16 protein-coding genes and 1 other annotated feature are annotated in these 26,810 nt (G+C 44.7%); all 16 genes read right to left on the bottom strand.

Translation table 11 applies throughout. The features are described from left to right. Positions 1–141: 141 nt before the first annotated feature. Positions 142–1,329 (bottom strand): elongation factor Tu, encoded by a 1,188-nt coding sequence (gene tuf, locus H9Q76_RS10410; protein WP_118544680.1) that lies wholly within the window; start codon positions 1,327–1,329, stop codon positions 142–144. A 145-nt stretch (positions 1,330–1,474) separates the two neighbouring features. After that, positions 1,475–3,592, bottom strand: a complete 2,118-nt coding sequence (gene fusA / locus H9Q76_RS10415; RefSeq protein ID WP_021985291.1) for an elongation factor G — start codon at positions 3,590–3,592, stop codon at positions 1,475–1,477. A 40-nt stretch (positions 3,593–3,632) separates the two neighbouring features. Further along, positions 3,633–4,103: a 30S ribosomal protein S7 gene (rpsG, locus tag H9Q76_RS10420; protein ID WP_021985292.1), complete on the bottom strand. Its 471-nt coding sequence runs from the start codon at positions 4,101–4,103 to the stop codon at positions 3,633–3,635. A gap of 237 nt (positions 4,104–4,340) precedes the next feature. Continuing rightward, positions 4,341–4,760 (bottom strand): 30S ribosomal protein S12, encoded by a 420-nt coding sequence (gene rpsL / locus H9Q76_RS10425; protein ID WP_021985293.1) that lies wholly within the window; start codon positions 4,758–4,760, stop codon positions 4,341–4,343. A gap of 216 nt (positions 4,761–4,976) precedes the next feature. Beyond that, positions 4,977–8,855, bottom strand: a complete 3,879-nt coding sequence (rpoC, locus tag H9Q76_RS10430) for a DNA-directed RNA polymerase subunit beta' (RefSeq protein WP_021985294.1) — start codon at positions 8,853–8,855, stop codon at positions 4,977–4,979. A 19-nt stretch (positions 8,856–8,874) separates the two neighbouring features. After that, on the bottom strand, positions 8,875–12,696 hold the full coding sequence (gene rpoB / locus H9Q76_RS10435; RefSeq protein ID WP_117780566.1) for a DNA-directed RNA polymerase subunit beta: 3,822 nt from the start codon (positions 12,694–12,696) through the stop codon (positions 8,875–8,877). A gap of 229 nt (positions 12,697–12,925) precedes the next feature. Then, positions 12,926–13,294, bottom strand: coding sequence for a 50S ribosomal protein L7/L12 (gene rplL / locus H9Q76_RS10440; RefSeq protein WP_021985296.1), 369 nt, complete (start codon positions 13,292–13,294; stop codon positions 12,926–12,928). Between the two features lie 62 nt (positions 13,295–13,356). Continuing rightward, on the bottom strand, positions 13,357–13,845 hold the full coding sequence (gene rplJ / locus H9Q76_RS10445; RefSeq protein WP_021985297.1) for a 50S ribosomal protein L10: 489 nt from the start codon (positions 13,843–13,845) through the stop codon (positions 13,357–13,359). A gap of 34 nt (positions 13,846–13,879) precedes the next feature. Then, positions 13,880–14,010: a sequence feature (ribosomal protein L10 leader region), on the bottom strand. Positions 14,011–14,056: 46 nt separating this feature from the next. After that, positions 14,057–14,989, bottom strand: a complete 933-nt coding sequence (locus H9Q76_RS10450) for an N-acetylmuramoyl-L-alanine amidase (RefSeq protein ID WP_021985298.1) — start codon at positions 14,987–14,989, stop codon at positions 14,057–14,059. Between the two features lie 63 nt (positions 14,990–15,052). Next, on the bottom strand, positions 15,053–16,363 hold the full coding sequence (locus H9Q76_RS10455; protein ID WP_118734424.1) for an alpha-amylase family glycosyl hydrolase: 1,311 nt from the start codon (positions 16,361–16,363) through the stop codon (positions 15,053–15,055). Between the two features lie 284 nt (positions 16,364–16,647). Beyond that, complete coding sequence (clpB, locus tag H9Q76_RS10460; protein ID WP_021985300.1) at positions 16,648–19,227, bottom strand: ATP-dependent chaperone ClpB; 2,580 nt, start codon at positions 19,225–19,227, stop codon at positions 16,648–16,650. Between the two features lie 244 nt (positions 19,228–19,471). Then, positions 19,472–20,950 (bottom strand): NCS2 family permease, encoded by a 1,479-nt coding sequence (locus H9Q76_RS10465; protein WP_021985301.1) that lies wholly within the window; start codon positions 20,948–20,950, stop codon positions 19,472–19,474. A gap of 29 nt (positions 20,951–20,979) precedes the next feature. Next, a complete protein-coding gene (locus H9Q76_RS10470; RefSeq protein WP_021985302.1) occupies positions 20,980–23,103 on the bottom strand; it encodes an RNA degradosome polyphosphate kinase in 2,124 nt (707 codons plus the stop codon). Positions 23,104–23,106: 3 nt separating this feature from the next. Next, positions 23,107–24,642, bottom strand: coding sequence for a Ppx/GppA phosphatase family protein (locus H9Q76_RS10475; RefSeq protein WP_021985303.1), 1,536 nt, complete (start codon positions 24,640–24,642; stop codon positions 23,107–23,109). 343 nt (positions 24,643–24,985) lie between these two features. Next, a complete protein-coding gene (gene folK, locus H9Q76_RS10480) occupies positions 24,986–25,810 on the bottom strand; it encodes a 2-amino-4-hydroxy-6-hydroxymethyldihydropteridine diphosphokinase (protein ID WP_021985304.1) in 825 nt (274 codons plus the stop codon). Positions 25,811–25,883: 73 nt separating this feature from the next. Next, entirely contained in the window at positions 25,884–26,690 is an 807-nt protein-coding gene (gene folP / locus H9Q76_RS10485; protein WP_117780597.1) for a dihydropteroate synthase, read from the bottom strand. Between the last annotated feature and the right edge of the window lie 120 nt (positions 26,691–26,810).

A 26,810-nucleotide genomic window follows, 5' to 3' on the forward strand; every position in this document is an offset into this window, starting at 1 on the left:
TTGCGATTGCTTCGCAATCACAAGCGCATAGACATTCGTCGAATGTCTATGCAGATAAAAAATAAAAGCCAAGAGTATGCAAGCATACTCTCGGCTTTATTATTTTATCAAATATACGCTCGACTCAAAGTCGTTGCAGTATTACTCAATAATTGTAGCAACACGTCCTGAACCTACAGTTCTACCACCCTCACGGATAGCGAATGTAAGACCCTGGCTCATAGCGATTGGGTGGATGAGCTCGATTGTCATCTCTACGTTATCACCAGGCATGCACATCTCTGTACCAGCTGGAAGGTTACATACACCAGTTACATCAGTTGTTCTGAAGTAGAACTGTGGACGATAGTTGTTGAAGAATGGTGTATGACGACCACCCTCGTCCTTTGTCAGAACGTAAACCTGAGCTGTGAACTTTGTATGACATGTGATTGAACCTGGCTTACAAAGAACCTGTCCACGTACGATATCCTCTCTCTTGATACCACGAAGAAGAGCACCGATGTTATCACCAGCCTGACCTTCGTCAAGGAGCTTACGGAACATCTCGATACCTGTTACAGTTGTCTTCTGCTTCTCTGGCTTGATACCAACGATTTCAACTTCGTCGTTAAGATGAATAACACCAGCCTCAACTCTACCAGTTGCAACAGTACCACGACCTGTGATTGTGAATACGTCCTCTACAGGCATGATGAAGTCCTTATCTGTAGCTCTCTGTGGATCTGGAATGTATGAATCAATTGTATCCATAAGCTCCATGATCTTGTCGCCCCAAGGACCCATTGGATCTTCAAGAGCCTTAAGAGCAGAACCCTTGATGATTGGGCAGTCATTGAAACCATACTCTTCAAGCTGCTCTGTAACTTCCATCTCTACGAGCTCAAGAAGTTCCTCATCGTCAACCATATCACACTTGTTCAGGAATACTACGATGTAAGGTACACCTACCTGACGAGAAAGAAGGATGTGCTCCTTTGTCTGAGCCATAACACCATCAGTTGCAGCAACAACGAGGATAGCACCATCCATCTGTGCAGCACCAGTGATCATGTTCTTTACATAGTCAGCATGACCCGGACAGTCAACGTGTGCGTAATGTCTCTTCTCTGTCTCGTACTCAACGTGAGCTGTAGAGATAGTGATACCTCTTTCTCTCTCTTCTGGAGCCTTATCGATGTTCTCGAAATCTGTAGCTGTGTTACCAGCAACTCTAGCAGCCAATACCTTTGTAATTGCAGCTGTTAAAGTAGTTTTACCGTGGTCAACGTGTCCGATTGTACCAATGTTACAATGTGGCTTTGATCTGTTAAACTTTTCCTTTGCCATTATAATTTCCTCCTTAATATAGCCCCTCCGGGCAATTTATTTGCCCTTTCCGGGCGTTTACTCGGCTAAAAATCATTATATTAAAATATAGCGATATTTTCAAGCAATTTTTTAAAATTGTCCTACAAATATATACTTTGCAGAATTAAGAGTTCTTGTTTGCAAGAACCTTCTCCTGAATGTTCTTTGGACACTGCTCATACTTCTCGAAGAACATAGAGTAGTTACCACGACCCTGTGTAGAAGAACGAAGCTCTGTAGAGTAACCGAACATCTCAGCAAGTGGAACCAATGCCTTAACAATCTTTCCACCACCGATATCGTCCATACTCTGGATCTGTCCACGCTTTGCATTCAAGCTACCGATTACATCACCGAGGTACTCCTCAGGCATTGTAACCTCAACCTTCATGATAGGCTCAAGAAGCACTGCTCCACCCTTTGCCATAGCATCCTTGAATGCCATAGAACCAGCGATGTGGAATGCCATCTCTGAAGAATCGACTTCATGGTAAGAACCATCATAAACGTTTGCCTTAACACCAAGTACCGGATATCCGCCAAGGATACCAGCCTTTGCTGCTTCCTCGATACCTTCACCAACAGCTGGGATGTATTCCTTAGGAATAGCACCACCGACAACAGTTGACTCGAAAATAAACTGCTCTTCACCGTTTGGATCCATAGGCTCGAACTTAACCTTACAGTGACCATACTGACCACGACCACCAGACTGCTTAGCGTACTTGCTATCTACATCAACAGCCTTAGTAAATGTCTCCTTGTAAGCAACCTGAGGTGCACCAACGTTTGCCTCAACCTTGAACTCACGGAGAAGACGATCAACGATAACTTCCAAGTGAAGCTCGCCCATACCTGCGATGATTGTCTGACCTGTCTCTGAATCTGTATGTGCACGGAATGTAGGATCTTCTTCAGCAAGCTTTGCCAAAGCTTCACCCATCTTACCCTGATCATTCTTTGTCTTTGGCTCGATAGCAAGCTCAATAACTGGCTCAGGGAATTCCATAGACTCAAGGATTACTGGATGCTGCTCGTCACAGATTGTATCACCGGTTGTTGTAACCTTGAATCCAACTGCTGCAGCGATATCACCAGAGTAAACCTTGTCGATCTCTGTACGGGAATTTGCATGCATCTGAACGATACGTCCTACACGCTCCTTCTTACCCTTTGTTGCGTTCAGTACATAAGAACCTGAGTTCAATGTACCGGAATATACTCTGAAGAATGCCAACTTTCCTACGAAAGGATCTGTCATAATCTTAAATGCAAGTGCTGCAAATGGAGCTTCATCAGATGAAGGACGAGTTACCTCGTTACCATCTTCGTCTGTACCTGTGATATCAGGGATATCCGTAGGAGCAGGCATGTACTCGATAACGCCATCGAGCATCTTCTGAACACCCTTGTTCTTGTAAGCAGAACCACAGAATACAGGAACTGCCTCGTTTGCGATTGTACCCTTACGGAGTGCAGCCTTCATATCAGCGATAGATGGCTCCTCACCCTCAAGATACTGCATCATAAGGTCATCATCAAGCTCACAACACTTCTCTACCAGATTCTCATGCCACTTATCAGCAAGCTCTTTCAAATCTGCAGGGATATCTGTAATCTCGATATCTGTACCCTCATCGTTCTTATAATAGTATGCATCCATCTCGAACAGATCGATCAGTCCGATGAAATCATCTTCCTGTCCGATTGGAATCTGTACAGGAATTGCATTCTTGCCAAGACGGTCAATGATTGTCTGTACAGACATGAAAAAGTCTGCACCCATTTTATCCATCTTATTGATGAATGCCATACGTGGAACATTGTATGTGTCAGCCTGACGCCATACGTTCTCTGACTGTGGCTCAACACCAGCCTTTGCATCAAATACACCAACAGCTCCGTCCAATACACGAAGTGAACGCTCTACCTCAACAGTAAAGTCTACGTGTCCCGGAGTATCGATGATATTGATACGATGCTCTAAAGCACCTGGCTTCTTCTTATGATGATCCTCTAATGTCCAGTGACATGTTGTAGCAGCAGACGTGATTGTGATACCACGCTCTTTCTCCTGCTCCATCCAGTCCATGGTAGAAGCGCCATCATGAGTCTCACCAATCTTATAGTTTACACCAGTATAGTAAAGAATTCTCTCTGTAAGAGTTGTCTTACCAGCATCAATATGTGCCATGATACCGATGTTTCTTGTTCTATCAAGTGGATATTCTCTTCCAGCCAAGGTTTTTTCCTCCTTATTTTAGTATATATGCACCCGAAAACTAGAATCTGTAATGAGCAAATGCCTTGTTTGCCTCTGCCATCTTGTGCATGTCTTCTTTTCTCTTAACAGATGCGCCTGTATTGTTTGCTGCATCCATAAGCTCTTTTGCAAGTCTTTCTTCCATAGTCTTCTCACTTCTTGCACGTGAGTAAGTTGTCAACCAACGAAGCGCTAAAGCCTGTCTTCTGTCAGGTCTTACTTCGATTGGAACCTGGTATGTTGCACCACCGATACGTCTGGCCTTAACTTCGAGTGATGGCATGATATTATTCATAGCAGCATCGAAAACCTCTAAAGCCTCCTTACCAGTCTCGTTTGCGATACGATCAAAAGCACCGTAAACGATCTTCTGAGCAACACCCTTCTTACCATCAAGCATGATGTTGTTGATAAGCTTTGTAACGATCTTATTGTTGTAAATTGGATCCGCTAATACGTCTCTTTTTGCAATATGTCCTTTACGTGGCACGGTTCTTCCCTCCTTAATTATTTTTGGATCTTTCAATCCGAATTAATTCAACGGTACTCACATTCCCCTCAATAGAGATACAGCAAACCGTTACCTGCTGTACTTGAGTATTGTGGAAATGTGTTCGTGCGGAAATTGCTATCTTTCCTTCTATAAATATATAATACGGAAAACATAACCCACTTTCGCACTTTTTAGTTCTTGAAATACGAACTGTTACAATACTAATCTACCGATTTATTTTGCATCCTTCGGTCTCTTAGCACCGTACTTAGAACGTGCCTGACGTCTCTTAGCAACACCTGCTGTATCAAGAGTACCTCTGATGATATGGTATCTTGTACCAGGTAAGTCCTTTACTCTACCACCACGGATCAGAACAACGCTGTGCTCCTGAAGGTTGTGACCTTCTCCTGGGATGTAAGATGTAACCTCGATTCCGTTTGACAAACGAACTCTGGCGATCTTTCTAAGAGCTGAGTTAGGCTTCTTAGGAGTAGCTGTCTTAACTGCTGTACAAACACCTCTCTTCTGTGGTGAAGCTGTATCAGTAGGCTTTTTCTTAAGTGAGTTGTAACTTCTTAAGAGCGCTGGTGCAGTAGACTTCTTCTCTACAGTCTGTCTTCCCTTTCTAACTAACTGGTTAAAAGTTGGCATGTTTTCACCTCCATTCAAAATATTTTACACCATGCATACACAAGTATACACACAAATCACATGCCTTAAACGCATGCTTGACTATTATATTATTCAAATCGTCGGATGTCAACAGGGAAACCCGCAAAATATAAGAAAAAATTTCATTTTTTTAGAATATAAAGTCATTTATAAGAAAACACACATGGCTGTCACCAACCATGTGTGTTTATTTTATTACTCTTCTGTGTTAACAGTTTCTTCTACGGTTGCATCTGCTTCCTCGAAATCACCTGTCTCTTCGCCTGTTACCTCTGACATATCGATGTTTCCATCGCCTGTGTCAAGCTTCACATTACGATAACGCTTCATACCTGTACCAGCAGGAATCAGCTTACCAATCAGGACGTTCTCCTTCAGACCGATCAACGGATCAACCTTGCCCTTGATAGCGGCATCGGTCAATACCTTGGTTGTCTCCTGGAAGGATGCTGCTGACAAGAAGGAATTTGTAGCAAGAGAAGCCTTGGTAATACCAAGCATAATCTGCGTTCCCTTTGCTGGTTCCTTGCCTTCTGCTTCCAGCTTCTCGTTGAGCTCTGTGAACTCAAGTGCATCTACGTTGATTCCTGGTAAGTAATCGCTATCTCCGCTTTCCTCAACACGAATCTTCTTCAGCATCTGACGAACGATAACCTCGATATGCTTATCGTTGATCTCAACACCCTGCAGACGGTATACCTTCTGTACTTCCTGGATCATGTAATCCTGTACAGCACGTACACCCTTGATCTTCAGGATATCATGTGGATTTACAGAACCCTCTGTCAGCTCATCACCGGCTTCAAGTACCTGTCCATCCTGTACCTTCAAACGTGAGCCATAAGGAATAAGGTAAGCCTTTGCTTCACCTGTCTCCTGATTTGTAATGACTACTTCACGCTTTCTCTTTGTCTCACGGATCTCAACCACACCACCAAGTTCTGTGATGATTGCAAGTCCCTTTGGCTTTCTTGCCTCGAACAACTCCTCAACTCTAGGAAGACCCTGTGTAATATCTCCACCGGCCACACCACCTGTATGGAATGTTCTCATTGTAAGCTGTGTACCAGGCTCACCGATTGACTGCGCAGCGATGATTCCGACTGCCTCACCAACCTGAACCGCCTGTCCGGTTGCCATGTTTGAACCGTAGCACTTTGAACATACGCCAAGGTGTGAACGACATGTGAGGATCGTACGAATCTTGATCTTTGCATCTCTTCTTGGTTCTGACTCACCTTCGAGTGTAAATGGAACACCATCCTTATCTACACCATTCTTCAAAACGTTCTCTGCACGCTTTGGAGTGATCATATGATTTACCTTTACAAGCATGTTACCATCTTTATCGTAAATGCTTTCCGCTGCGTAACGACCTGTGATACGATCTTTCAGGCTCTCGACTACACGATCACCTTCCATAAATACTTCGACATACATGCCTGGCTTCTCTTCACGATCTACGCTACAATCAACATCACGGATGATCAGATCCTGCGATACATCTACCAGACGACGTGTCAGGTATCCAGAATCGGCTGTACGAAGGGCTGTATCAGAAAGTCCCTTACGAGCACCATGCGCAGAGATGAAGTACTCCAATACGTCAAGACCTTCACGGAAGTTTGACTTGATTGGGAGCTCGATGGTACGTCCTGATGTATCTGCCATCAGTCCACGCATACCAGCCAGCTGCTTGATCTGCTTATCACTACCACGGGCACCGGAATCTGCCATCATGTAGATGTTGTTATACTTGTCAAGTCCATCCAACAGAGCCTTTGTAAGCTTGTCATCAGCATCCTGCCATGTCTTGACAACGGCATGATAACGCTCTTCGTCGGTCAGATATCCACGACCGAACAGCATATTCTCTTTATCTACGATTTCCTGTGCATGCTCCAGAATATCCTTCTTAGATGCAGGCACTGTCATATCAGAAATAGATACTGAAATCGCACCTCTTGTTGAGTACTTATAACCCATTGCCTTGATATCGTCCAATACCTCTGCGGTCTTTGTAACGCCGTGTGTATTGATACACTTGTCAAGGATCTTCTTCAACTGCTTCTTATCAACATGGAAGTTGATTTCTGGCTCTAGGATATTATCTGGATTTGTTCTGTCTACGAATCCAAGATCCTGTGGAATAATCTCGTTAAAGATCAGACGTCCCAGTGTACACTCAACGAATCCTGTATGCTTCTCGCCATCTGGAGTCGTAACAGTACGAACAACTTCGATCTTCTGATGTAATGTAATCTCTTTGTTCTCATATGCGAGCATTGCAAGGTTCTCGCTGCTGAACTTCGGCTTCATGAAGTTTCTGACTGTTCCTACAATATTCTTGTAGAATGTCTCTGCCTTTGTCTTCTTTGCAACGACACGAACTCTGATATAATCATCTGCATCTAACTCGCCTGCATAACAATCTGTATGCAACTGCTCCAGATTGCCCTTCTCGTCGTCAGCAAGATATTCTTTCTTAATCTCTACATTTGCAGCTTCTTCGTCAGAAATACTTGCATAGCGCTCCATAGTCAGATAGTAAATACCAAGTACCATATCCTGAGAAGGAACGGCTACCGGACCACCATCAGAAGGCTTCAACAAGTTGTTTGGTGACAGAAGCAGGAATCTACACTCAGACTGTGCCTCTACAGAAAGTGGAAGGTGCACAGCCATCTGGTCTCCATCGAAGTCGGCGTTGAACGCGGTACATACCAATGGATGAAGCTTGATTGCCTTACCTTCTACCAGGATTGGCTCAAATGCCTGAATACCAAGTCTGTGAAGCGTCGGGGCACGGTTCAGCATAACTGGATGCTCTTTGATTACATCCTCCAATACATCCCATACTTCTGGCTCCAAAGACTCAACCTTCTTCTTTGCTGCCTTTACGTTTGTAGCAATACCACGTGCTGTCAATTCTTTCATTACGAAAGGCTTGAACAGCTCGATTGCCATTTCCTTTGGAAGTCCACACTGATAAATCTTCAGCTCCGGACCAACTACGATAACGGAACGTCCGGAATAGTCAACACGCTTACCAAGAAGGTTCTGACGGAAACGTCCCTGCTTACCCTTTAACATATCAGAAAGAGACTTCAATGCACGGTTACCAGGACCAGTTACCGCACGTCCTCTTCTACCATTATCAATCAATGCATCAACGGCTTCCTGCAGCATACGCTTCTCATTACGAACAATGATGTCAGGTGCCTTCAGATCCAACAGTCTCTTCAAACGGTTGTTACGGTTGATGATTCGACGATACAGATCATTCAGATCGGAAGTTGCGAATCTACCACCATCCAACTGTACCATTGGACGGATATCTGGTGGGATAACTGGAATTGCATCCAGAATCATCCACTCAGGCTTATTATGTGAGTTACGGAATGCTTCTACAACCTCCAGACGCTTAATGACACGTGCACGCTTCTGTCCGGTTGCTGTCTGCAGCTCCTCTGTCAAAGTCTCAGCCTCTTTGTCCAGATCAACTGCCTGAAGAAGCTCCTTAATTGCCTCGGCACCCATTCCAACACGGAACTTTCCGCCGAAGTCCTCTTCTGCCTTTCTGTATTCTGCCTCAGAGAGCACCTGTCTGTATTCCAGATTCGTCTCTCCCGGATCAATTACAATGTAAGATGCAAAGTACAGTACCTTCTCCAAAAGCTTTGGAGAAATGTCAAGCATCAATCCGATACGGCTTGGAATTCCCTTGAAGTACCAGATATGTGACACTGGTGCAGCAAGCTCGATATGTCCCATACGCTCACGACGTACGGAAGCTTTTGTAACCTCTACACCACAACGGTCACAGACAACGCCCTTAAAACGAATCTTCTTGTACTTACCACAATGACATTCCCAGTCCTTGCTTGGTCCAAAGATTCTCTCACAGAAAAGACCATCTTTTTCTGGCTTCAAAGTTCTATAATTGATTGTCTCTGGCTTTGTAACCTCGCCATGAGACCATTCTCTTATCTTTTCAGGAGATGCAAGTCCAATTTTGATGGCATCAAAATTTATAGGCTGCTCTTGATTTTTCTCGTTATTCATCGCTAACATCTCTTACAAATCTCCTTCCTTAAAATTCATCATCGAAATTACCGTCGAAATCATCGTCCAGATAATCATCATTCAAAGACTCTAATTCGTTATCCTCGTTAATTCCGCTGTATCCGTTCTCTCCAAGATCCTCATTGAAGTCGTCTGGATCTTCGCCCATATACTTCTTCACGTTCTCATTTCCGGTATCCATAGACTCTCCGAGTTCTACCTCTTCACCGTTCTCATCGAGAACTCCGACATCCAGACCAAGTGACTGGAACTCCTTAAGCAATACCTTGAAGGATTCTGGAATACCAGGAGCCGGGATATTTTCACCCTTGATGATTGCTTCGTAAGTCTTCAGACGTCCTGTTACATCATCGGACTTCACAGTCAGGATCTCCTGCAATGTATGAGATGCACCGTAAGCCTCAAGAGCCCAAACCTCCATCTCACCAAAACGCTGTCCACCGAACTGTGCCTTACCACCAAGTGGCTGCTGTGTAACCATTCCGTAAGGACCTGTCGAACGTGCATGAATCTTATCATCAACCAGATGATGCAGTTTCAGGTAATGCATGAATCCAATTGTAACTGGTGAATCAAATTCCTCACCGGTTCTACCATCACGTACCTTTACCTTACCTGTACGGTTGATTGGAACACCCTTCCACTCTTCACGGTGGTCACGGTGCTCATACAGATAATCCATAACTTCCTTCTCTGTATCATCTTTATACTTCTCATAGAATGTCTCCCAATCGGAGTTTGCATAATCATTTGCCATCTCCAGAGCATCCATGATATCATGCTCGTTTGCACCATCGAAGACTGGTGTAGATACGTTAAATCCAAGTACCTTTGCAGCAAGGCTAAGGTGAATCTCAAGCACCTGTCCGATATTCATACGGGAAGGTACGCCCAATGGGTTCAACACGATATCAAGTGGACGACCATTTGGCAGGAATGGCATATCCTCAACTGGAAGGATACGCGAGATAACACCCTTGTTACCATGACGACCAGCCATCTTATCACCAACGGAGATTTTTCTCTTCTGTGCAATGTATACACGAACAGACTTGTTTACTCCTGGTGGCAGTTCATCGCCATTTTCTCTCGTAAAGATCTTTGTATCCATAACAACACCGTAAGCACCATGTGGCACCTTCAGTGATGTATCTCTTGTCTCTTTTGCTTTCTCTCCGAAGATTGCACGAAGCAGTCTCTCCTCGGCTGTTGCCTCAGTCTCTCCCTTTGGAGTTACCTTACCAACTAAGATATCACCGGCACGAACTTCCGCACCGATACGGATAACACCGTTCTCGTCCAGATCCTTCAGGGCATTATCACCGTTTCCGGAAACTTCCTTTGTGATCTCTTCTGGTCCGAGCTTTGTATCTCTTGCTTCTGTCTCGTACTCTTCAATATGAACAGATGTATACACATCTTCCTTTACCAGTCTCTCACTCAGAAGAACGGCATCCTCGTAGTTGTAACCTTCCCATGTCATGAATCCGATCAATGGGTTCTTACCAAGTGCAATCTCACCGTTTGATGTAGATGCACCATCAGCGATTACCATTCCCTTTGTTACACGATCACCCTTCTTCACGATCGGGCGCTGGTTCATACAGTTACCCTGGTTGCTTCGGGCAAACTTGATTACATGGTACTCATCCAATGTACCATCGTCACACTTGACAATGATCTTCTCGCTGGATGACATCTCAACAACACCATCGTGTTTTGCAACAATACATACACCTGAGTCAACAGCTGCCTTTGCTTCCATACCTGTTCCAACAACCGGAGCTTCTGTACGAAGAAGTGGCACTGCCTGACGCTGCATGTTGGATCCCATGAGGGCACGGTTTGCATCATCGTTCTCCAGGAAAGGAATCATGGATGTAGCAACAGAGAATACCATCTTTGGTGATACGTCCATCAGGTCAACGTTTGCCTTCGGGAACTCAGATGTCTCTTCCCTGAAACGACCAGATACGTTGTTCTTCTTGAAGTGACCGTCCTCATCCAATGGCTCATTCGCCTGTGCAACAATATAATTATCCTCTTCGTCCGCTGTCAGATATACAACTTCATCTGTAACAACCGGATTGGCAGGATCTGACTTATCCAGCTTTCTGTATGGCGCCTCAACGAAACCATACTCATTGATTCTTGCATACGTAGCAAGAGAGTTGATCAAACCGATATTCGGACCTTCAGGTGTCTCGATTGGACACATTCTACCATAATGTGTGTAGTGTACATCTCGAACCTCGAATCCGGCACGATCTCTTGACAAACCACCCGGGCCAAGGGCTGACAGACGTCTCTTATGTGTCAGCTCAGAAAGTGGGTTGTTCTGATCCATGAACTGTGACAACTGAGAGCTTCCGAAGAACTCCTTCACGGCTGCTGTAACAGGCTTGATGTTGATCAGAGACTGCGGGGTAACAGTATCCTTATCCTGCGTTGTCATTCGCTCACGAACGACTCTTTCCATACGGGAAAGACCGATTCTGTACTGGTTCTGGAGCAATTCACCGACTGCACGGATACGACGGTTGCCCAGGTGGTCGATATCATCGTCGTTACCGATGCCATACTCCAGATGAATGTTATAGTTAATGGAAGCAATGATATCTTCCTTTGTAATATGCTTTGGTACAAGCTCGCTTACATTTGCCTCGATGGCTGCCTTTAACTCGTCCTCGTCATCGTACTCCTGTAAGAGTTTCTCTAATACCGGATAATAAACTGCTTCATGTATGCCAACTTCCTTCGGATCGAAACCTACATATTCAGAAAGATCTACCATCAGGTTTGACAGTACCTTTACATTCTTCTCTTCCGTCTGAATGTACACAAAAGGAACTGCTGCGTTCTGGATTGCAGTTGCATCCTCTCTTGTAAGAGTGGTACCTGCTGCAAACAAAACTTCACCAGTACTTGGATCAATGACATCCTCTGCCAGAACATGACCTGCAATACGATTCTTTAATGCAAGCTTCTTATTATACTTATAACGACCAACCTTCGCCAGATCATATCTTCTTGCATCGAAGAACATACCCATGAAGAGATTTGTCGCATTTTCTACTTCCTCTGGTTCGCCCGGACGAAGTCGCTTATAAAGCTCGATGACACCTGTCTCAAAACTGTTTGAAACATCCTTCTCCAAGCTCGCCATAATCTTTGGCTCCTCACCAAACAGATCAATGATCTCCTGGTTTGTTCCAAAGCCAAGTGCACGAATCAAAACTGTGATTGGCACCTTTCTATTTCTATCAACATGTACGTAAAATACATCATTGGAATCCGTCTCATACTCCAGCCATGCACCACGGTTTGGAATCACTGTAGATGAGTACAAGGTCTTACCAAATTTATCGTGATCGATTGCATAGTAGATACCAGGAGAACGAACCAACTGGCTGACGATAACTCGCTCTGCACCATTGATTACGAATGTACCTGTCTCTGTCATAAGTGGAAGATCACCCATGAAGATATCATGCTGTGCAATTTCACCTGTTTCTTCATTACGAAGATGCACATTGACCTTGATTGGAGCTGCATAAGTTGCATCACGTTCCTTGCATTCTTCAATAGAATACTTGATGTCTTCCTTACACAACTGATAATCAACCAGTTCCAAACTCAAATTGCCTGTGTAATCGACGATTGGAGAAATATCCTTAAACACTTCTCTCAAACCTTCGTCAAGGAACCACTGATATGAATTCTTCTGCACTTCGATGAGGTTTGGCATGTCCAAAACTCTCTTCTCAGTTGAAAAACTCATTCGCATACCTCTTCCCGATTTCACAGGACGCATTCTGTACTTTTTCATCGACGCATTCACCCCTTGAATTTATTTGGTTTTTTCTTTACTATCCGAATTTATAGCACACATATCCATAGTAATGACATTTTACTATACTATCATGGTTGGAAATTTGTGTCAACACACTTTTTGAAAAAAATTGCAGAAAAATAAAAAAGATTTCTTTGTATCATTTCTTAGATAAAAAATCCGGCTTGGCATCTGCCAAACCGGACATTTAATGTTTAAGTCGAAATTACTTAAGAGTAACCTTAGCGCCTTCAGCCTCAAGCTTCTCCTTGATCTCGTTAGCCTCTTCCTTAGAAGCACCTTCCTTAAGAACCTTAGGAGCGCCATCAACAACGTCCTTAGCTTCCTTAAGTCCAAGACCTGTACAGTCACGAACAACCTTGATAACCTTAACCTTGTTAGGACCTACTTCTGTAAGCTCTACGTCGAAGGAATCCTTCTCCTCAGCTGCGCCAGCACCGTCTGCACCTGCTGCTGCAACTACAACGCCTGCTGCTGCAGATACGCCGAACTCTTCCTCACATGCCTTTACAAGGTCATTTAACTCTAATACTGATAAACCTTTGATAACTTCAATAATTTCCTGAGTTGTCATAATAATAATCCTCCATTATAAATTTAAATTTGTTTTGTAATTTCCAATCTCAACGATTCCAATTAAGCTTCCTTGCTCTCAGCGATCTGCTTAATAACACGAGCAAAGTTTGTAATTGGTGACTGGATGCTTCCAAGGAACTTAGAGATAAGTTCGTCTCTGGAAGGAATTGTAGCGATTTTCTTAATGCCGTCTGTGTCGTAATGAGTACCCTCAACAACACCACTCTTAAGTTCAAGCGCTGGGTTCGCCTTAGCGAAATTAGCTGCCAATCTTGCAGGAGCTGTTGCATCTGTCTTAGAGATAACAACGGCTGTAGGTCCTTCGAGCTCGTCCTTCAAAGACTCGAACTCTGTACCAGCAATAGCAAGCTTTACCATGGTATTCTTGTATACCTTGTAAATGACATCTGCCTCTCTCATTGACTTACGAAGCTGTGTATCCTGATCAACTGTAAGTCCACGGTAATCAACCAATACTACTGACTTAGCGTCCTTAATATTCTCTTTGATTTCCTCAACGACAGGCTGTTTTAACTCGATCTTAGCCAAAGTCTTGCACCTCCTTATAATATTAACGGAAACTGCACTTAAAAGAAAAACTCCCACACCGCAGTATGAGAGTTAAAATTCGTTCATCACGATTCTTCCTCGGTAGGCGTTTTCCTGCTTATGCCTCGCGGCACCTACTGTCTACGGCAGTTCATCGTTTGCTACTTTATCACGTAAACCTATAGTTGTCAATACCCATTTTCACTTTTATTTACATTTTCCGCACAATCAGCGTATCATATCCACGATCGCGCAATTCCCGCTGTGCAATAATTGCATCTTCGATCGTATCATAATTTCCGACACGCACCTGATACAGCCCTTCATCCTCATATACCATTGCGTCGTATCCTGCATTGATAAACCGATTTGCCTGATACGATGCAGTTCCAAACGCCCGGTAGATGCCAACCAGTATCTGATAGCCGATTGGTTGCTGCGACGTTTCTTCTGCAAATACTGGAATCGTCCGTGAAATTCCATAATATTCATTTACCATCTGCGTACCGGATGCATCGTTCTCTGACTTAGCGATATACATTTCCTCTGATACAGGAGCACTTACCTGTGCAACATCGCTTCGCATATCTCCCTGCGCAACCGTATATCCGGCATCTCGGATTGTCTCATCGATGCCGCGCGCAATTGCCTCTGCTGTCTCAGAGAATTTCGTATCGAAAAGATTGTTGTCCACATCGCTGTTGATAAATCCTGCTTCTACCAGGATTGCAGGCATTCTCGTCCGCCGGAGTACCGCAAGATCCGGTCGCTCCACCACGTTGATATTCCGGTAGCCGACCTGTTCCAATTCTTTGTTCACATTTTCCGCCATTGTTGCCTTGAGTCCGGCGTTGTTATAGATCAGTGTCTGCACGCCATTGTACTGGTTTGGTGTCGGGGAGGAATTCCGGTGAATCGATACAAAGAAATCTGCACCGCTTTCATTTCCAATCCGCGCTTTCTGCACTGGCGAATCGTAGACATCGTCCGTCCGTGTGTAGACAACATCGTATCCCTGTGCCTCCAATATCTCACCGACCGCAAGTGCCAGTGCCAGCGTATCGTCCTTCTCTCTTCTTCCATTATACGTAGCACCGGCGTCATATCCGCCATGTCCGGCGTCGATTACGATTTTCACTGCCATAAAAAAGCCTCGCAAACATACACTTTCTGTATAGTTTATGCGAGACTTTTTATTTGTTGATGATTAGTGCTCCATCTTCCAGAATGCTGCGGAATATGGAGGAAGTTCAGAGCCACCACCGAAGTCGTGTGGCTGTCCGGTAATCAGATCCTGTGCGGTTCCGCATCCGGCATCAAAATGCGCCGTGTACGGCTGGTCGCTTGCATTGATTGCCACAAGCACACGCTCATGCTCCGAACGACGTTCGAAGATACACTGATGATTCGTAAGTACAACCGAACGGAATCCACCGTAGTTCAATGCTTCGCTGTGCTTCTTCGCTTCCGCGAGCTTGCTGATCCAGTCAGTCAGTTCGTTCCATTCCGGCTTCTCATAGCTCAATCTCAAGGACGGATCGCCCTCTTCTTTTCTGCCTTCTGCGCCCCACTCGCTTCCATAGTATACACAAGGGATACCCGGCATACCAAACGCAAGTGCATAAATGAGAGGCAGATGGTTCTTATTCGTCAGGATGCTTGCGACTCTTGTCACATCGTGATTATCGACGAAGGACAGGAAATGCTTTCCTTTGTATCGCGTCCATTCTTCTGGTCCAAACTGCTGCAGGAGACTGTGAATGATCTCGAACATGTTCATGCAGTTGAAGCTTGAGTAAAGTCCCTTATAGCACATATAGTTTGTCGCACTGTGCAGCATGCCATCATTTACAAATACATTGTAATCGCCGTGCAGCAATTCTCCTAATAAGAAGAAATCCTGCTTCAGTCCGTCACAGTGTGCGCGCAGTCTGCGGATAAAATCGTGGTCTAAGCAATATGCCACGTCCAGACGGAGACCGTCGATATCAAACTCATCAATCCAGCCCTTAACACAGGACAAGATGTGCTGGATCACTTCCTCGTTCCGAAGGTTTAATTTGACAAGGTCAAAGTTTCCTTCCCAGCCCTCGTACCAGAGTCCGTCGTTATAGTTGGAATTGCCATCGAAGCTGATATGGAACCAGTCTTTGTACGGGGAATCCCAGCGATTTTTAAGTACATCCTGAAATGCCCAGAAGCCGCGTCCCACATGGTTAAATACACCATCCAAGACAACCTTGATTCCCGCTGCATGCAGCTTATCGACAACCTCCTTGAAATCCTCGTTCGTGCCAAGACGGCAGTCGATCTTCGTGTAATCTCTCGTATTGTAGCCGTGTGTATCGCTCTCGAATACCGGTGAAAAATATATTGCGTTTGCGCCAAGCTTCTGGATGTGAGGAATCCAGTCCTCCACCTTCTTGATTCGTGACACCAGATTGCCATCGTTTTCAAATGGTGCGCCACAGAAGCCAAGCGGATAAATCTGATAAAATACGCTTTCGTTTGCCCACATAGTTTTGTCTCCTTTCGCAGAGTTTTCCACAAACATCGTTCATGTGCAACTCCCATCACTTTTGCCTTGCTTATTTTACCATTTTTTTGTAGGCTGAACAACCTTTTAGGAGCAATATGTCAAATACTGACATTTGCTCCAATATTGACATCGAGCAACTATGCGCACAGTCTGATACTTAAGCAGAATTGCTGTACGAAATCATGCTCCCACGTAATCGGGCGAAAAAAATACCGTCAATACAGGATTGCTCCCATATTGACGGTATTTCAATTTTATATAACTTACTTCTTGATATACAATGCGTTACCATCATAATCCAGTGTGATCGTATCACCTGCACGAAGCTCATTCGACAGGATACTCTTCGCAACCAGTGTCTCCACATTCTTCTGCAGATAACGCTTGAGCGGTCGCGCTCCGTAATGCGGATCGTAACCGGCTTCAATGACATGATCCATCGCTGCATCGGTAAGCTTCAGTGTCAGCTCCTTATCTGCAATCCGCTTATTCAGATCTGCAAGCAACAGGTTGACAATACCACTGATAGACGCCTTGTCAAGCGGCTTGAACATGATAATCTCATCCAGACGGTTCAAAAACTCCGGACGGAAATGATTCTTCAAGCCTGCCATAACCTGTGCCGATGCCTCTGGCTTGATCTCACCATTCTCATCAATACCTTCAAGCAGATACTCGGAGCCAATGTTGGATGTCATGATCAGAATCGTATTCTTGAAATCGACGGTCTTGCCCTTCGAGTCTGTGATACGTCCATCATCAAGCACCTGTAACAGTACATTGAATACATCCGGATGTGCCTTTTCTACCTCATCAAAAAGGACAACAGAATATGGCTTCCGTCTGACTGCCTCTGTGAGCTGTCCGCCTTCATCGTATCCAACATATCCCGGAGGCGCTCCGATCAGTCGTGCCACACTGTGCTTCTCCATGTACTCACTCATATCGATACGCACCATGTTTGCTTCATTATCAAACAATGCAGCAGCAAGCGACTTCGCAAGTTCTGTCTTACCTACACCAGTTGGTCCAAGGAATAAGAATGATCCAATCGGCTTTGTCGGATCCTTGATACCTGCCTTCGAACGAATGATGGAATCGCTGACTAACTGCACTGCCACATCCTGTCCAACAACACGTTTGTGCAACTCATCGCCAAGGTGCAAGGTCTTGTTACGCTCACTCTCCGTCAGCTTTGCAACCGGAATTCCTGTCCACTTTGCAACAATCTTCGCAATCTCTTCCTCTGTAACACACTCATGCACCAGGCTTCTGTCCTTCTCACTGACCTGCGCTTCCAGACGCTCCAACTCCTGCTTGATCTGCGGCAGCTTACCATATTGCAGTTCTGCTGCCTTCTCCAGATTATACTCGCGCTGTGCAACCTGAATCTGGTTATTCACATCTTCTAACTCTTCTCTAAGCTTCCGTACACGTTCAACATCCTGCTTCTCGTGTTCCCATGTTGCCTTCATCTGTTTGGACTGTTCCCGCAGTTCCTCCAATTCCTTCCGGAGTACCTCCAGACGATCCTGACTCAGATGATCTGTTTCATTCTTAAGTGCTGCTTCCTCAATTTCCCGCTGCATGATCTTTCTGGAAATCTCATCCAATTCGGCAGGCATCGAATCAAGTTCTGTCTTAATCATCGCACATGCTTCATCAACCAGGTCGATTGCCTTATCCGGCAGGAAACGATCTGTGATATAACGATTTGAAAGTGTTGCCGCACTGACCAATGCACCATCGCTGATCTTGACACCGTGGAACACTTCGTAACGGTTCTTGATACCTCGCAGGATGGAAATCGTATCTTCCACGGTCGGCTCATTTACCATAACCGGCTGGAAACGACGTTCCAATGCCGCATCCTTCTCAATGTATTTCCGATATTCATCCAGCGTTGTCGCACCGATACAGTGCAGCTCACCACGCGCAAGCATAGGCTTCAGCATATTGCCCGCATCCATAGAGCCCTCGGTCTTACCAGCTCCGACGATTGTATGAATCTCATCGATAAATAAGATCAGATGACCTTCGGAATTCTTCACTTCATCAAGGACTGCCTTCAGACGCTCCTCGAACTCACCACGATACTTGGCACCCGCTAACAGTGCACCCATATCCAATGCGAAAATATCTTTATCCTTCAGCGAATCCGGCACATCGCCACGCACGATACGCTGTGCCAGTCCTTCGATTGCGGCAGTCTTACCAACACCCGGTTCACCGATTAAGACCGGATTGTTCTTTGTCTTACGGGACAGGATTCGGATAATATTTCGGATCTCATTGTCACGACCGATGACCGGATCCAGCTTCTGCTCCCGCGCCCGCTCTACCAGGTTGTATCCATATTTATTCAATGCATCGTAAGTATCCTCTGGATTATCACTTTCTACCTTCCGGTTGCCACGGATATTCGCCAGCACCTCAAGGAATTTACCTCTTGTGATACCATACGCATTTATCACTCGCTTGATATCCTTATCTGCCTTCTCAAGCAGACCCAAGAAAATGTGCTCGACAGAAATGTAGTCATCACCCATCTGTTTTGCTTCTTTTTCTGCCTGAATCAATGCCTTGGAAAATTCCGGACTTGTAAACAACTGTCCGCCCGATACCTTCGGCCGGTTTGCAACCAGTTTCTCACATTCGCCGGTAAACGCATCCATATTGATTCCCATATTCGTAAGCAGCTTCGCAATCAGACTGTCTTCCACCGTCACAAGTGCATACATTAAATGCGCCTGCGTCAGTTCCTGATTGTTATACTCATACGCAAGCTTCTCACAACTTTCTATTACCTCTAATGACTTCTTTGTAAACTTTTCAGCATCCATACTTCTCAACTCCCTTCCGGATCTGTATCTCTCTTTCTGTTCTAGTTGAAGTATAACACATATAGCAAATTAGTCAACAAGCAATACTATCCAATATTTTAATCTGTTTTCTTCCTGTTATTCGTCATTTTGCACAATTTGGATTGTGAACATTGTATAGTAGCGGTCCGTATACAATAAAAAAGGACCGCACCCCGCAAGTACGATCCTCTTTTGTTTCCATATTATTTGCTTTACAATCCGGCTACATCGTGACGAAGATAAACTTACATACAAACAATGCAGCGATAACTGTAATTACGATATCCTTCTTCTTGTAATTGCCTGTGAACAGAGCGATTACAACATAAGCGATTGCACCGATACCGATACCATTTGAGATAGAATATGTCAAAGGCATCATGATCAATGCAAGGAACGCAGGAACTGCTGAAAGCATATCGTCCATATCTACCTTTGCAAAGTTTCTGGCCATAAGAACACCTACATAGATCAGAGCCGGTGCAGTTGCACAGCTTGGGATCACGCTTGCAAGCGGGCTTAAGAACAAACAGAATACGAAGCAAAGTGCTGTTATAATACTTGTAAATCCTGTTCTACCACCGGCACCAACACCAGATGCAGACTCTACGAATGTTGTACATGTAGATGTACCGAGCAGAGCACCGGATACTGTACCGATTGAGTCACAGAGCATACACTCATTCATGCTGATCGGATCACCATTCTCATCCATCATGTTTGCAGATGCGGCTGTACCATAGATGGTTCCGATCGTATCGAACATGTCTACGAGACAGAATGCTACGATCAGCATAATTCCGGAGAATACACCGCCGACATACGAACTGTTAAATGCGGCATCCCATGCGTCACCATTAAATACGCCTAAGAAACCTACTTTTGCAAAATCCTTGAAAGACTGGGAAATATTGCTCATATCAAAAGAAGGTACCTCCCACATAAACAGATAATAAAGTACTGCTGATGCAAGGATTCCAATAATCACGTTTGACTTAATTCCCTTCTTCGCAAGGATTGCAATGATAAGCACACCGAGCAAAGCGACGACAACCGGTACAATCTGATGCCATACATCCAGACCTGTTACCATCACGCCGTCAACCTCTGTACCGATCTGCTTGATTCTGCCATGGAAATCGTAGAACTGTACAAATGTGTACTGGTTGTCCTCGATGATACCTGCATTCTTGAAACCGATCATTGCGATGAACAGACCGATACCTGCAGGAATTGCTTTCTTCAGGCACTCCGGCATAGATACTGCAATGTACTTACGAAGTCCGGTTACGGAAAGAAGCAGGAATACAATACCTGACAAAAATACGATAACAAGACCTGCCTGATAGCCTGTCTTAACATCCTCGCCAGCGAAGAAAGAGCCAGCTACGAAGATTGTACAGAAGAAGGAATTGAGTCCCATTCCACACGCCTGTGCAAACGGCATATCTGCAACAAATGCCATCAACAACGTACCGATGATCGCTACGATGATAGATGCGATGTATACAGAATTCCAAATCTGTCCCATAGTTCCCGGATCAGCTCCTAATCCGACAAGCCATCCATTTGCGCCCTCTGCAGCAACCTGATTCGGGTTTACAAAGATAATGTAAGCCATTGCGAAGAAGGTTGTGATACCTGCGAAGATCTCAGTCTTAAGCGTTGATCCTCTCTCTTTGATCTTAAAAAACTTTTCCACTTTTTTAAGTCTCCTCTCTATTGTTTTTATTAATCACCGATCTTCATGCGCGGAATGAAGATACGGGATACTTTCTTTTTGTCGTCCTCTTTCAAGGAACCCATCGCCTGTTTGCAGAAATAATTTTGCGCCTCCAACTTTTCACGCCCCCTCAGATCCTGTTTTGCATATGAGCCATCCGGCTGCATAATATGTGCTTTCAATGTATCGGAAAGCTGAATCTCCAAAATCTCAATCACCCGTTTTTTGAGGTCTTCATCCTCAACCGGGAATGTAATCTCCACTCGTTTGTCCAGATTTCTAGGCATCCAGTCGGCACTGCCCATATATACATCTTCGAATCCATCATTATAGAAATAAAAGATTCTCGCATGCTCCAGGAAGTTACCTACAATGGAACGCACCGTGATGTTCTCGGAAAGTCCCGGAATCCCTGTCTTCAGACAGCAGATACCACGTACGATCAGTTCGATTTTCACGCCCGCATTGCTCGCCTCATACAGTGCACGGATAATCGTCGGATCACACAGGGAATTCATCTTGGCAATGATCTTAGCACTCTTACCCATACGTGCATTCTCTGCCTCCCGGTCGATCAGTGCAAGGAATCGATCCTTCATCCAGATCGGAGCTACAAGCAGTTTATTCCATGCTGGCGGCTCGGAATAACCCGACAACATATTAAAGACTGCGGTTGCATCCTCCCCTATCGCATCCGATGCAGTCAGCATACCCATATCTGTATATAACTTTGCTGTCACATCATTATAGTTACCAGTTCCAAGATGAACATATCGCTTGATGCCATCTTCTTCCCGTCTGACAACGAGTGCAATTTTGGAATGCGTCTTTAATCCTACCAGACCATAAATAACATGGCAACCCGCTTTTTCCAGTTTTTTTGCCCAATTTATATTATTTTCTTCATCAAATCGTGCTTTTAACTCAACAAGTACCGTTACCTGCTTGCCATTTTCCGCTGCAAGTGCAAGTGCTGCAATGATTGGAGAATTGCCACTGACACGGTACAACGTCTGCTTAATCGCAAGTACATCCGGATCAATTGCCGCCTGTTTGATGAACTCAATGACCGGTGTAAACTCATCATACGGATGGTGTAACAGGATATCCTTCTTCTTGATCTGGTCGAAGATATTCGCATCGAGATCCAATCCCTTCACCGGCTGTGGGATGTATTTCTTATTCTTCAAATGATCAAAGCCATCGAGTCCACGTACCTTTCCAAGGAACGTAAGATCAAGTGGTCCATTTACCGAATAGACATAATCGCTGTTGACATTTAACTGTTTCTTCAATTCTTTCAGCAGACGCTTATCCATCTCTGCTTCCACATCGAGCCGGATAACCTCGCCCCACGCACGCTTCTTAATCTGCTTTTCGATCTCCTTCAACAGATCGGACGCATCGTCCTCGTCGATTGCAAGGTCTGCATTTCGCATAATTCTGTATGGATACGCGCAAATGATCTCGTAATTTAAGAAGAGCTGATTCAAGTTCTTCTCAATGATCTGCTCGAGCAGAATGATCTCTCTGCATCCGTCCTCGCCCGGAATCTCAACCACACGTGGCAACACGGATGGTACCTGTACGGTTGCAATGTCAATAACATCCTTCTTCTTATCACGGATCAGTGCACCAATATTTAAAGTCTTGTTGCTGATCAGTGGAAATGGTCTCGAAGAATCAACTGCCATCGGCGTAAGTACCGGATACACTTCCTTCTCAAAATATTTATCTACGAACTTGCTCTGCTTCTCGTTTAAGTCCTCATAATGCTTAACAAGCTTCAGACCATTTTCTTCCATTGCAGGAAGAATCTGGCGGTTCAGTGTGCTGTACTGGCTCGCAATCATGTTCTTCGTCTCAGGAATAATCAGATCGAGCTGCCCCTGCGGCGTCAATCCTGCAATGTCCTTCTTCTTTACATCTGCGTGTACCAGATCGATCAGAGATGCTACACGCACCATGAAGAACTCAGACAGATTTGATTCTGTGATACTCAGGAAATTCAGGCGTTCAAACAGTGGAATTGACTTATCCTTCGCCTCATTTAAGATTCTGTAATTAAACTGTAACCAGCTCATCTCACGGTTATAATAATTTTCCGGTTTTTCCAATAATTTTTTGTCCATTCCTTACACACTCCTTTTCACCCGAAGTACCGGTCTGATTCCATAGATCTGCTCAAAGAAATCTGCACGTGCTTCAAAAAGTCCCGCCTCCAGTGAGATATCTTCGTATGTCTTTGCCAGAATAATCAGCTTTCCGTCTTTCAATGTCACGGAAATATCTTCGATCTTCTGCATATGGCTCTTATCGAGAATATTCGCAATTCGTAAGATTGCTGCAAGCTTCGCGATCACAATATAATCACAGCCATCAAGTTCTGCTGATATCTTATCCTTCGATGGAAGATACAGTGGGTTGTACTTGACTACATTTGCCACTTCCATACGCTCTTTGTGCGAAAGTCCAAGGATCTCAGTATTTGCTACTATATAATAGGAATTTCTCGCTCCATCATGCAGATTGATGAAATTACCACATTCATGCAGAAGTGCCGCAATCTGAAGCTGCAGACGCTGCATCTTATCCAATCCAAACGGCTTACGAACCACATCGAAGATCTTCAGTGCAAAATATGCGGTCTGCTCCACATGATTCCGGTTGCAGCGATACCGCTTCGCAATGTTATTCGCCGTTGCAAGAATATCTTCCTCAAAATTGTGATTGAACACGACACGGCTTCCTTCGTCCATGTAATTTGCCACGATACACTCGCAGAAATCCACATCCGGCACATACATTTCCTCTGCCTTACAGTTGTTCAGGAACGACTGGTAGATTGTGATGTTCGGTAACATCAGCGTCGCACGCTCGTATGGAATACCGTATTTTTCCGCGAGCTCCTGCGCCGGCATACTGATAACACGCTTGTACATCGCATCAAACTGCGCCCGCGTGATCACATCCTTGATGGAAAGTTCCGGCACGATCTTCTTCAGGGAGCTTACGACCTCACCAACAGCGATAATGTTCTTGATTTCTTTATCCTTCAGATAAATATTTCGGAACGATACAATATCATTATCTACATAGTCTGCCATGATCTCATCGAGTCTTCCGGACTTGTGCCCGATGAGTGCCAGATAATCACGAACACGCACCGCACCAATCGGGATATTCTCTGTGACAACCAGATTGTTCTTATCAAACAGGGAAATCTGCACGCTTCCAGCACCGACATCGACGAACGCTGTGTTCTTGCTGACAACCTGATGGAAATCCGAATACTTCGCAACCAGTCCCTTGAAGCTGATATAACGCTGTTCCGAGTTACTCAGAACCTGTACACGGATACCTGTGGTATGCTCGATCACATCCAGCACCAGATCCATGTTATCTGCCTCACGTACCGCACTCGTCGCATAGGCACGGTATTCTGTGATCTTGTATTCTTCCATTTTATGTTTTAAGCCTTCGAGTTCTTCGCAAATCATTTTGATCGACTCCCGGCTCAGTTTTCCTTCGCGATAGGTGTCCCGCCCAAGCTCCAGTATCCGGCTGACACTGTCGATCTGACGAAACGTTTTTCTACCATTTACCTGGAAGATCTTCATGGATATCTCGCTGCTTCCCACGTAGATGGCGGCAAACATTTTGTATGCCATAGTTTTTACCTCCCTATTTCATCCGCAGATAATTATCCGACATTTCCTGTATGTCTCATGCAGAACACTGCTATTATCCATACGCAGACGCGCTCTCGCTCACTTCCGCACATAGCAGACACTAAGCTCCTAACACATCATTCTGCGAATGAATGCGTTACTCGCTAAGTGCTGATGTGCTCCAATGGTCTGCGTTAGGATAAATACCAGTGTCCCGCATGATTTCTACACATCGATTGTATCGGATAATTATCTGCTCATTTATATACTTCCGGTTACAATGCAAATGGCATACGCATGTCATTTGCCGCTCCCTTGAATATAGTTTTTCTTATATTGTAGTTTAATCTTTTTTGTTTTGTAATATTTCCAGTAGTTCGATGATCGTCTTATGGTAGCCCGGATGGTAGGCATATGGTGCGATTTCGGCAAGTGGTTCAAGCACGAACGCGCGCTTTGCCATCTCCACATGCGGCACCTTCAGCGTGTCTTCCATGATCATTTCCTGATCATAGAGCAAAATGTCAATGTCCAAAGTTCTTGGACCCCAGTGGATCAGCCGCTTTCTGCCGGCACCCTGTTCAATATCGTTGATAACAGCCAGCAGATCCTGTGGAGAATAGATTGTCTCAATCTCCAGACAGCCATTTAAGAAATCATCCTGTTCCACATCGCCATATGGTTCTGTTATTATATAGGAAGAAACCTTTGTCACCTGAATATACTCATCTTTGTTCAGCTGATCGACCGCATAGTCAAGGTATGCCTCCTTATCTCCGAGATTGGAACCGATACCCAGATACGCAATATGTCTGCCTCTTGTAATATCCACGCAGACCGTATCAAAGTCCATCGGAATAGGAGCCCCCGGCTTGCTTACAATCACATGAACCATCTTTATCTGTGGATAGGCAAGCAAAATCGCATCTGCAACATTCTCCGCTGCTGCCTCAATCAGATCATAGCTTTCCTCCTGCATCGTCCGCCGGATCAGTTCACATACTTCTGCATAATTGACCGTTTTGTCCAGATCATCTGTCATGCCTGCCGCATGCAGATCCACATCCATAGATACAGTTACATAGAATTTCTGTCCATTTCTTTTTTCTTCTGCAAGGACACCGTGATATGCAAATATCTCTAAATCTTTAATCCATATTTTATCCATTTCTTTTCTGTCCTTTTCCGTCTCCTATTCCATAGCAAATGCCCTGACAGCGTTATGACACACGCCTGCCATCTTATGCCTTGAGCATTGCATCTGTCATCGCAAGCGCACGCACATTTTTCTTCACATCATGTACACGGAAGAAGCTGCACCCCTTCACCAGTCCTAAGACAGAAGTTGCCATTGTTCCTTCCTCTCGCTCGTCAACCGGCAGATTCAGTGTATTTCCAATCATGGATTTTCTCGAAGTTCCAAGCAGTACCGGATATCCGAGTGCAACCAGATCCTCCAGATGGTTCATAAACTTTAAGTTCTCTTCCGTAGTCTTTGCGAATCCAATCCCCGGATCTAAGATGATCTTATCGTCGGCAAGTCCTGATGCGCGCGCAATCTGTACGCACTCCTTCATGTCTGCGATCACATCCGCAATAAAATCATTGTATACCGCTTCCTTCCGGTTGTGCATCAGGCAGACCGGAATCTGGTATTTCGCGCAAAGCGGTGCCATCTCATCGTCCCATTTAAATCCCCATATATCGTTGATCAGATCGGCACCAGCCAGAATTCCCGCCTGAGCCACCTGATATTTGTACGTATCTAACGAAACCGGAATCTCAAACCGTTCCTTGATTGCCTCAATCACGAAGCAGGTACGTTCAATCTCTTCCGCAACCGAAATCTTCACATGTCCCGGTCGAGTCGACTCTCCGCCAACATCAATGATATCGGCACCTTCCTTGATCATTTCTTCTGTATGCTTCAACGCCGCATCCAGATCTCCGTACTTTCCGCCATCCGAAAAGGAATCCGGTGTCACATTCAGGATTCCCATCACATAAGGACGTTTTCCAATTTCAAAGTCACGTTTTCCAATCGTTATAACCTGTTTTTTCATAATTTATAAGCCCTCATTTTCATTCTTGTCCATAATTATTATCATTTTAACATTTTTATCATAAAACTGCCACCGGTTTATCTATATTTTTTTATTTACAATTTT

Source organism: Wujia chipingensis (assembly GCF_014337155.1).
GTDB lineage: Bacteria > Bacillota > Clostridia > Lachnospirales > Lachnospiraceae > Coprococcus_C > Coprococcus_C hominis.

Excerpts from the sequence above, each read along its gene's own strand:
- tuf (WP_118544680.1), bottom strand. The coding sequence starts at position 1,329 with ATGGCAAAGGAAAAGTTTAACAGATCAAAGCCACATTGTAACATTGGT.
- rpsL (WP_021985293.1), bottom strand. The coding sequence starts at position 4,760 with ATGCCAACTTTTAACCAGTTAGTTAGAAAGGGAAGACAGACTGTAGAG.
- rpoC (WP_021985294.1), bottom strand. The coding sequence starts at position 8,855 with ATGTTAGCGATGAATAACGAGAAAAATCAAGAGCAGCCTATAAATTTT.
- rpoB (WP_117780566.1), bottom strand. The coding sequence starts at position 12,696 with ATGAAAAAGTACAGAATGCGTCCTGTGAAATCGGGAAGAGGTATGCGA.
- rplL (WP_021985296.1), bottom strand. The coding sequence starts at position 13,294 with ATGACAACTCAGGAAATTATTGAAGTTATCAAAGGTTTATCAGTATTA.
- H9Q76_RS10450 (WP_021985298.1), bottom strand. The coding sequence starts at position 14,989 with ATGGCAGTGAAAATCGTAATCGACGCCGGACATGGCGGATATGACGCC.
- H9Q76_RS10455 (WP_118734424.1), bottom strand. The coding sequence starts at position 16,363 with ATGTGGGCAAACGAAAGCGTATTTTATCAGATTTATCCGCTTGGCTTC.
- clpB (WP_021985300.1), bottom strand. The coding sequence starts at position 19,227 with ATGGATGCTGAAAAGTTTACAAAGAAGTCATTAGAGGTAATAGAAAGT.
- H9Q76_RS10470 (WP_021985302.1), bottom strand. The coding sequence starts at position 23,103 with ATGGACAAAAAATTATTGGAAAAACCGGAAAATTATTATAACCGTGAG.
- H9Q76_RS10475 (WP_021985303.1), bottom strand. The coding sequence starts at position 24,642 with ATGGCATACAAAATGTTTGCCGCCATCTACGTGGGAAGCAGCGAGATA.
- folK (WP_021985304.1), bottom strand. The coding sequence starts at position 25,810 with ATGGATAAAATATGGATTAAAGATTTAGAGATATTTGCATATCACGGT.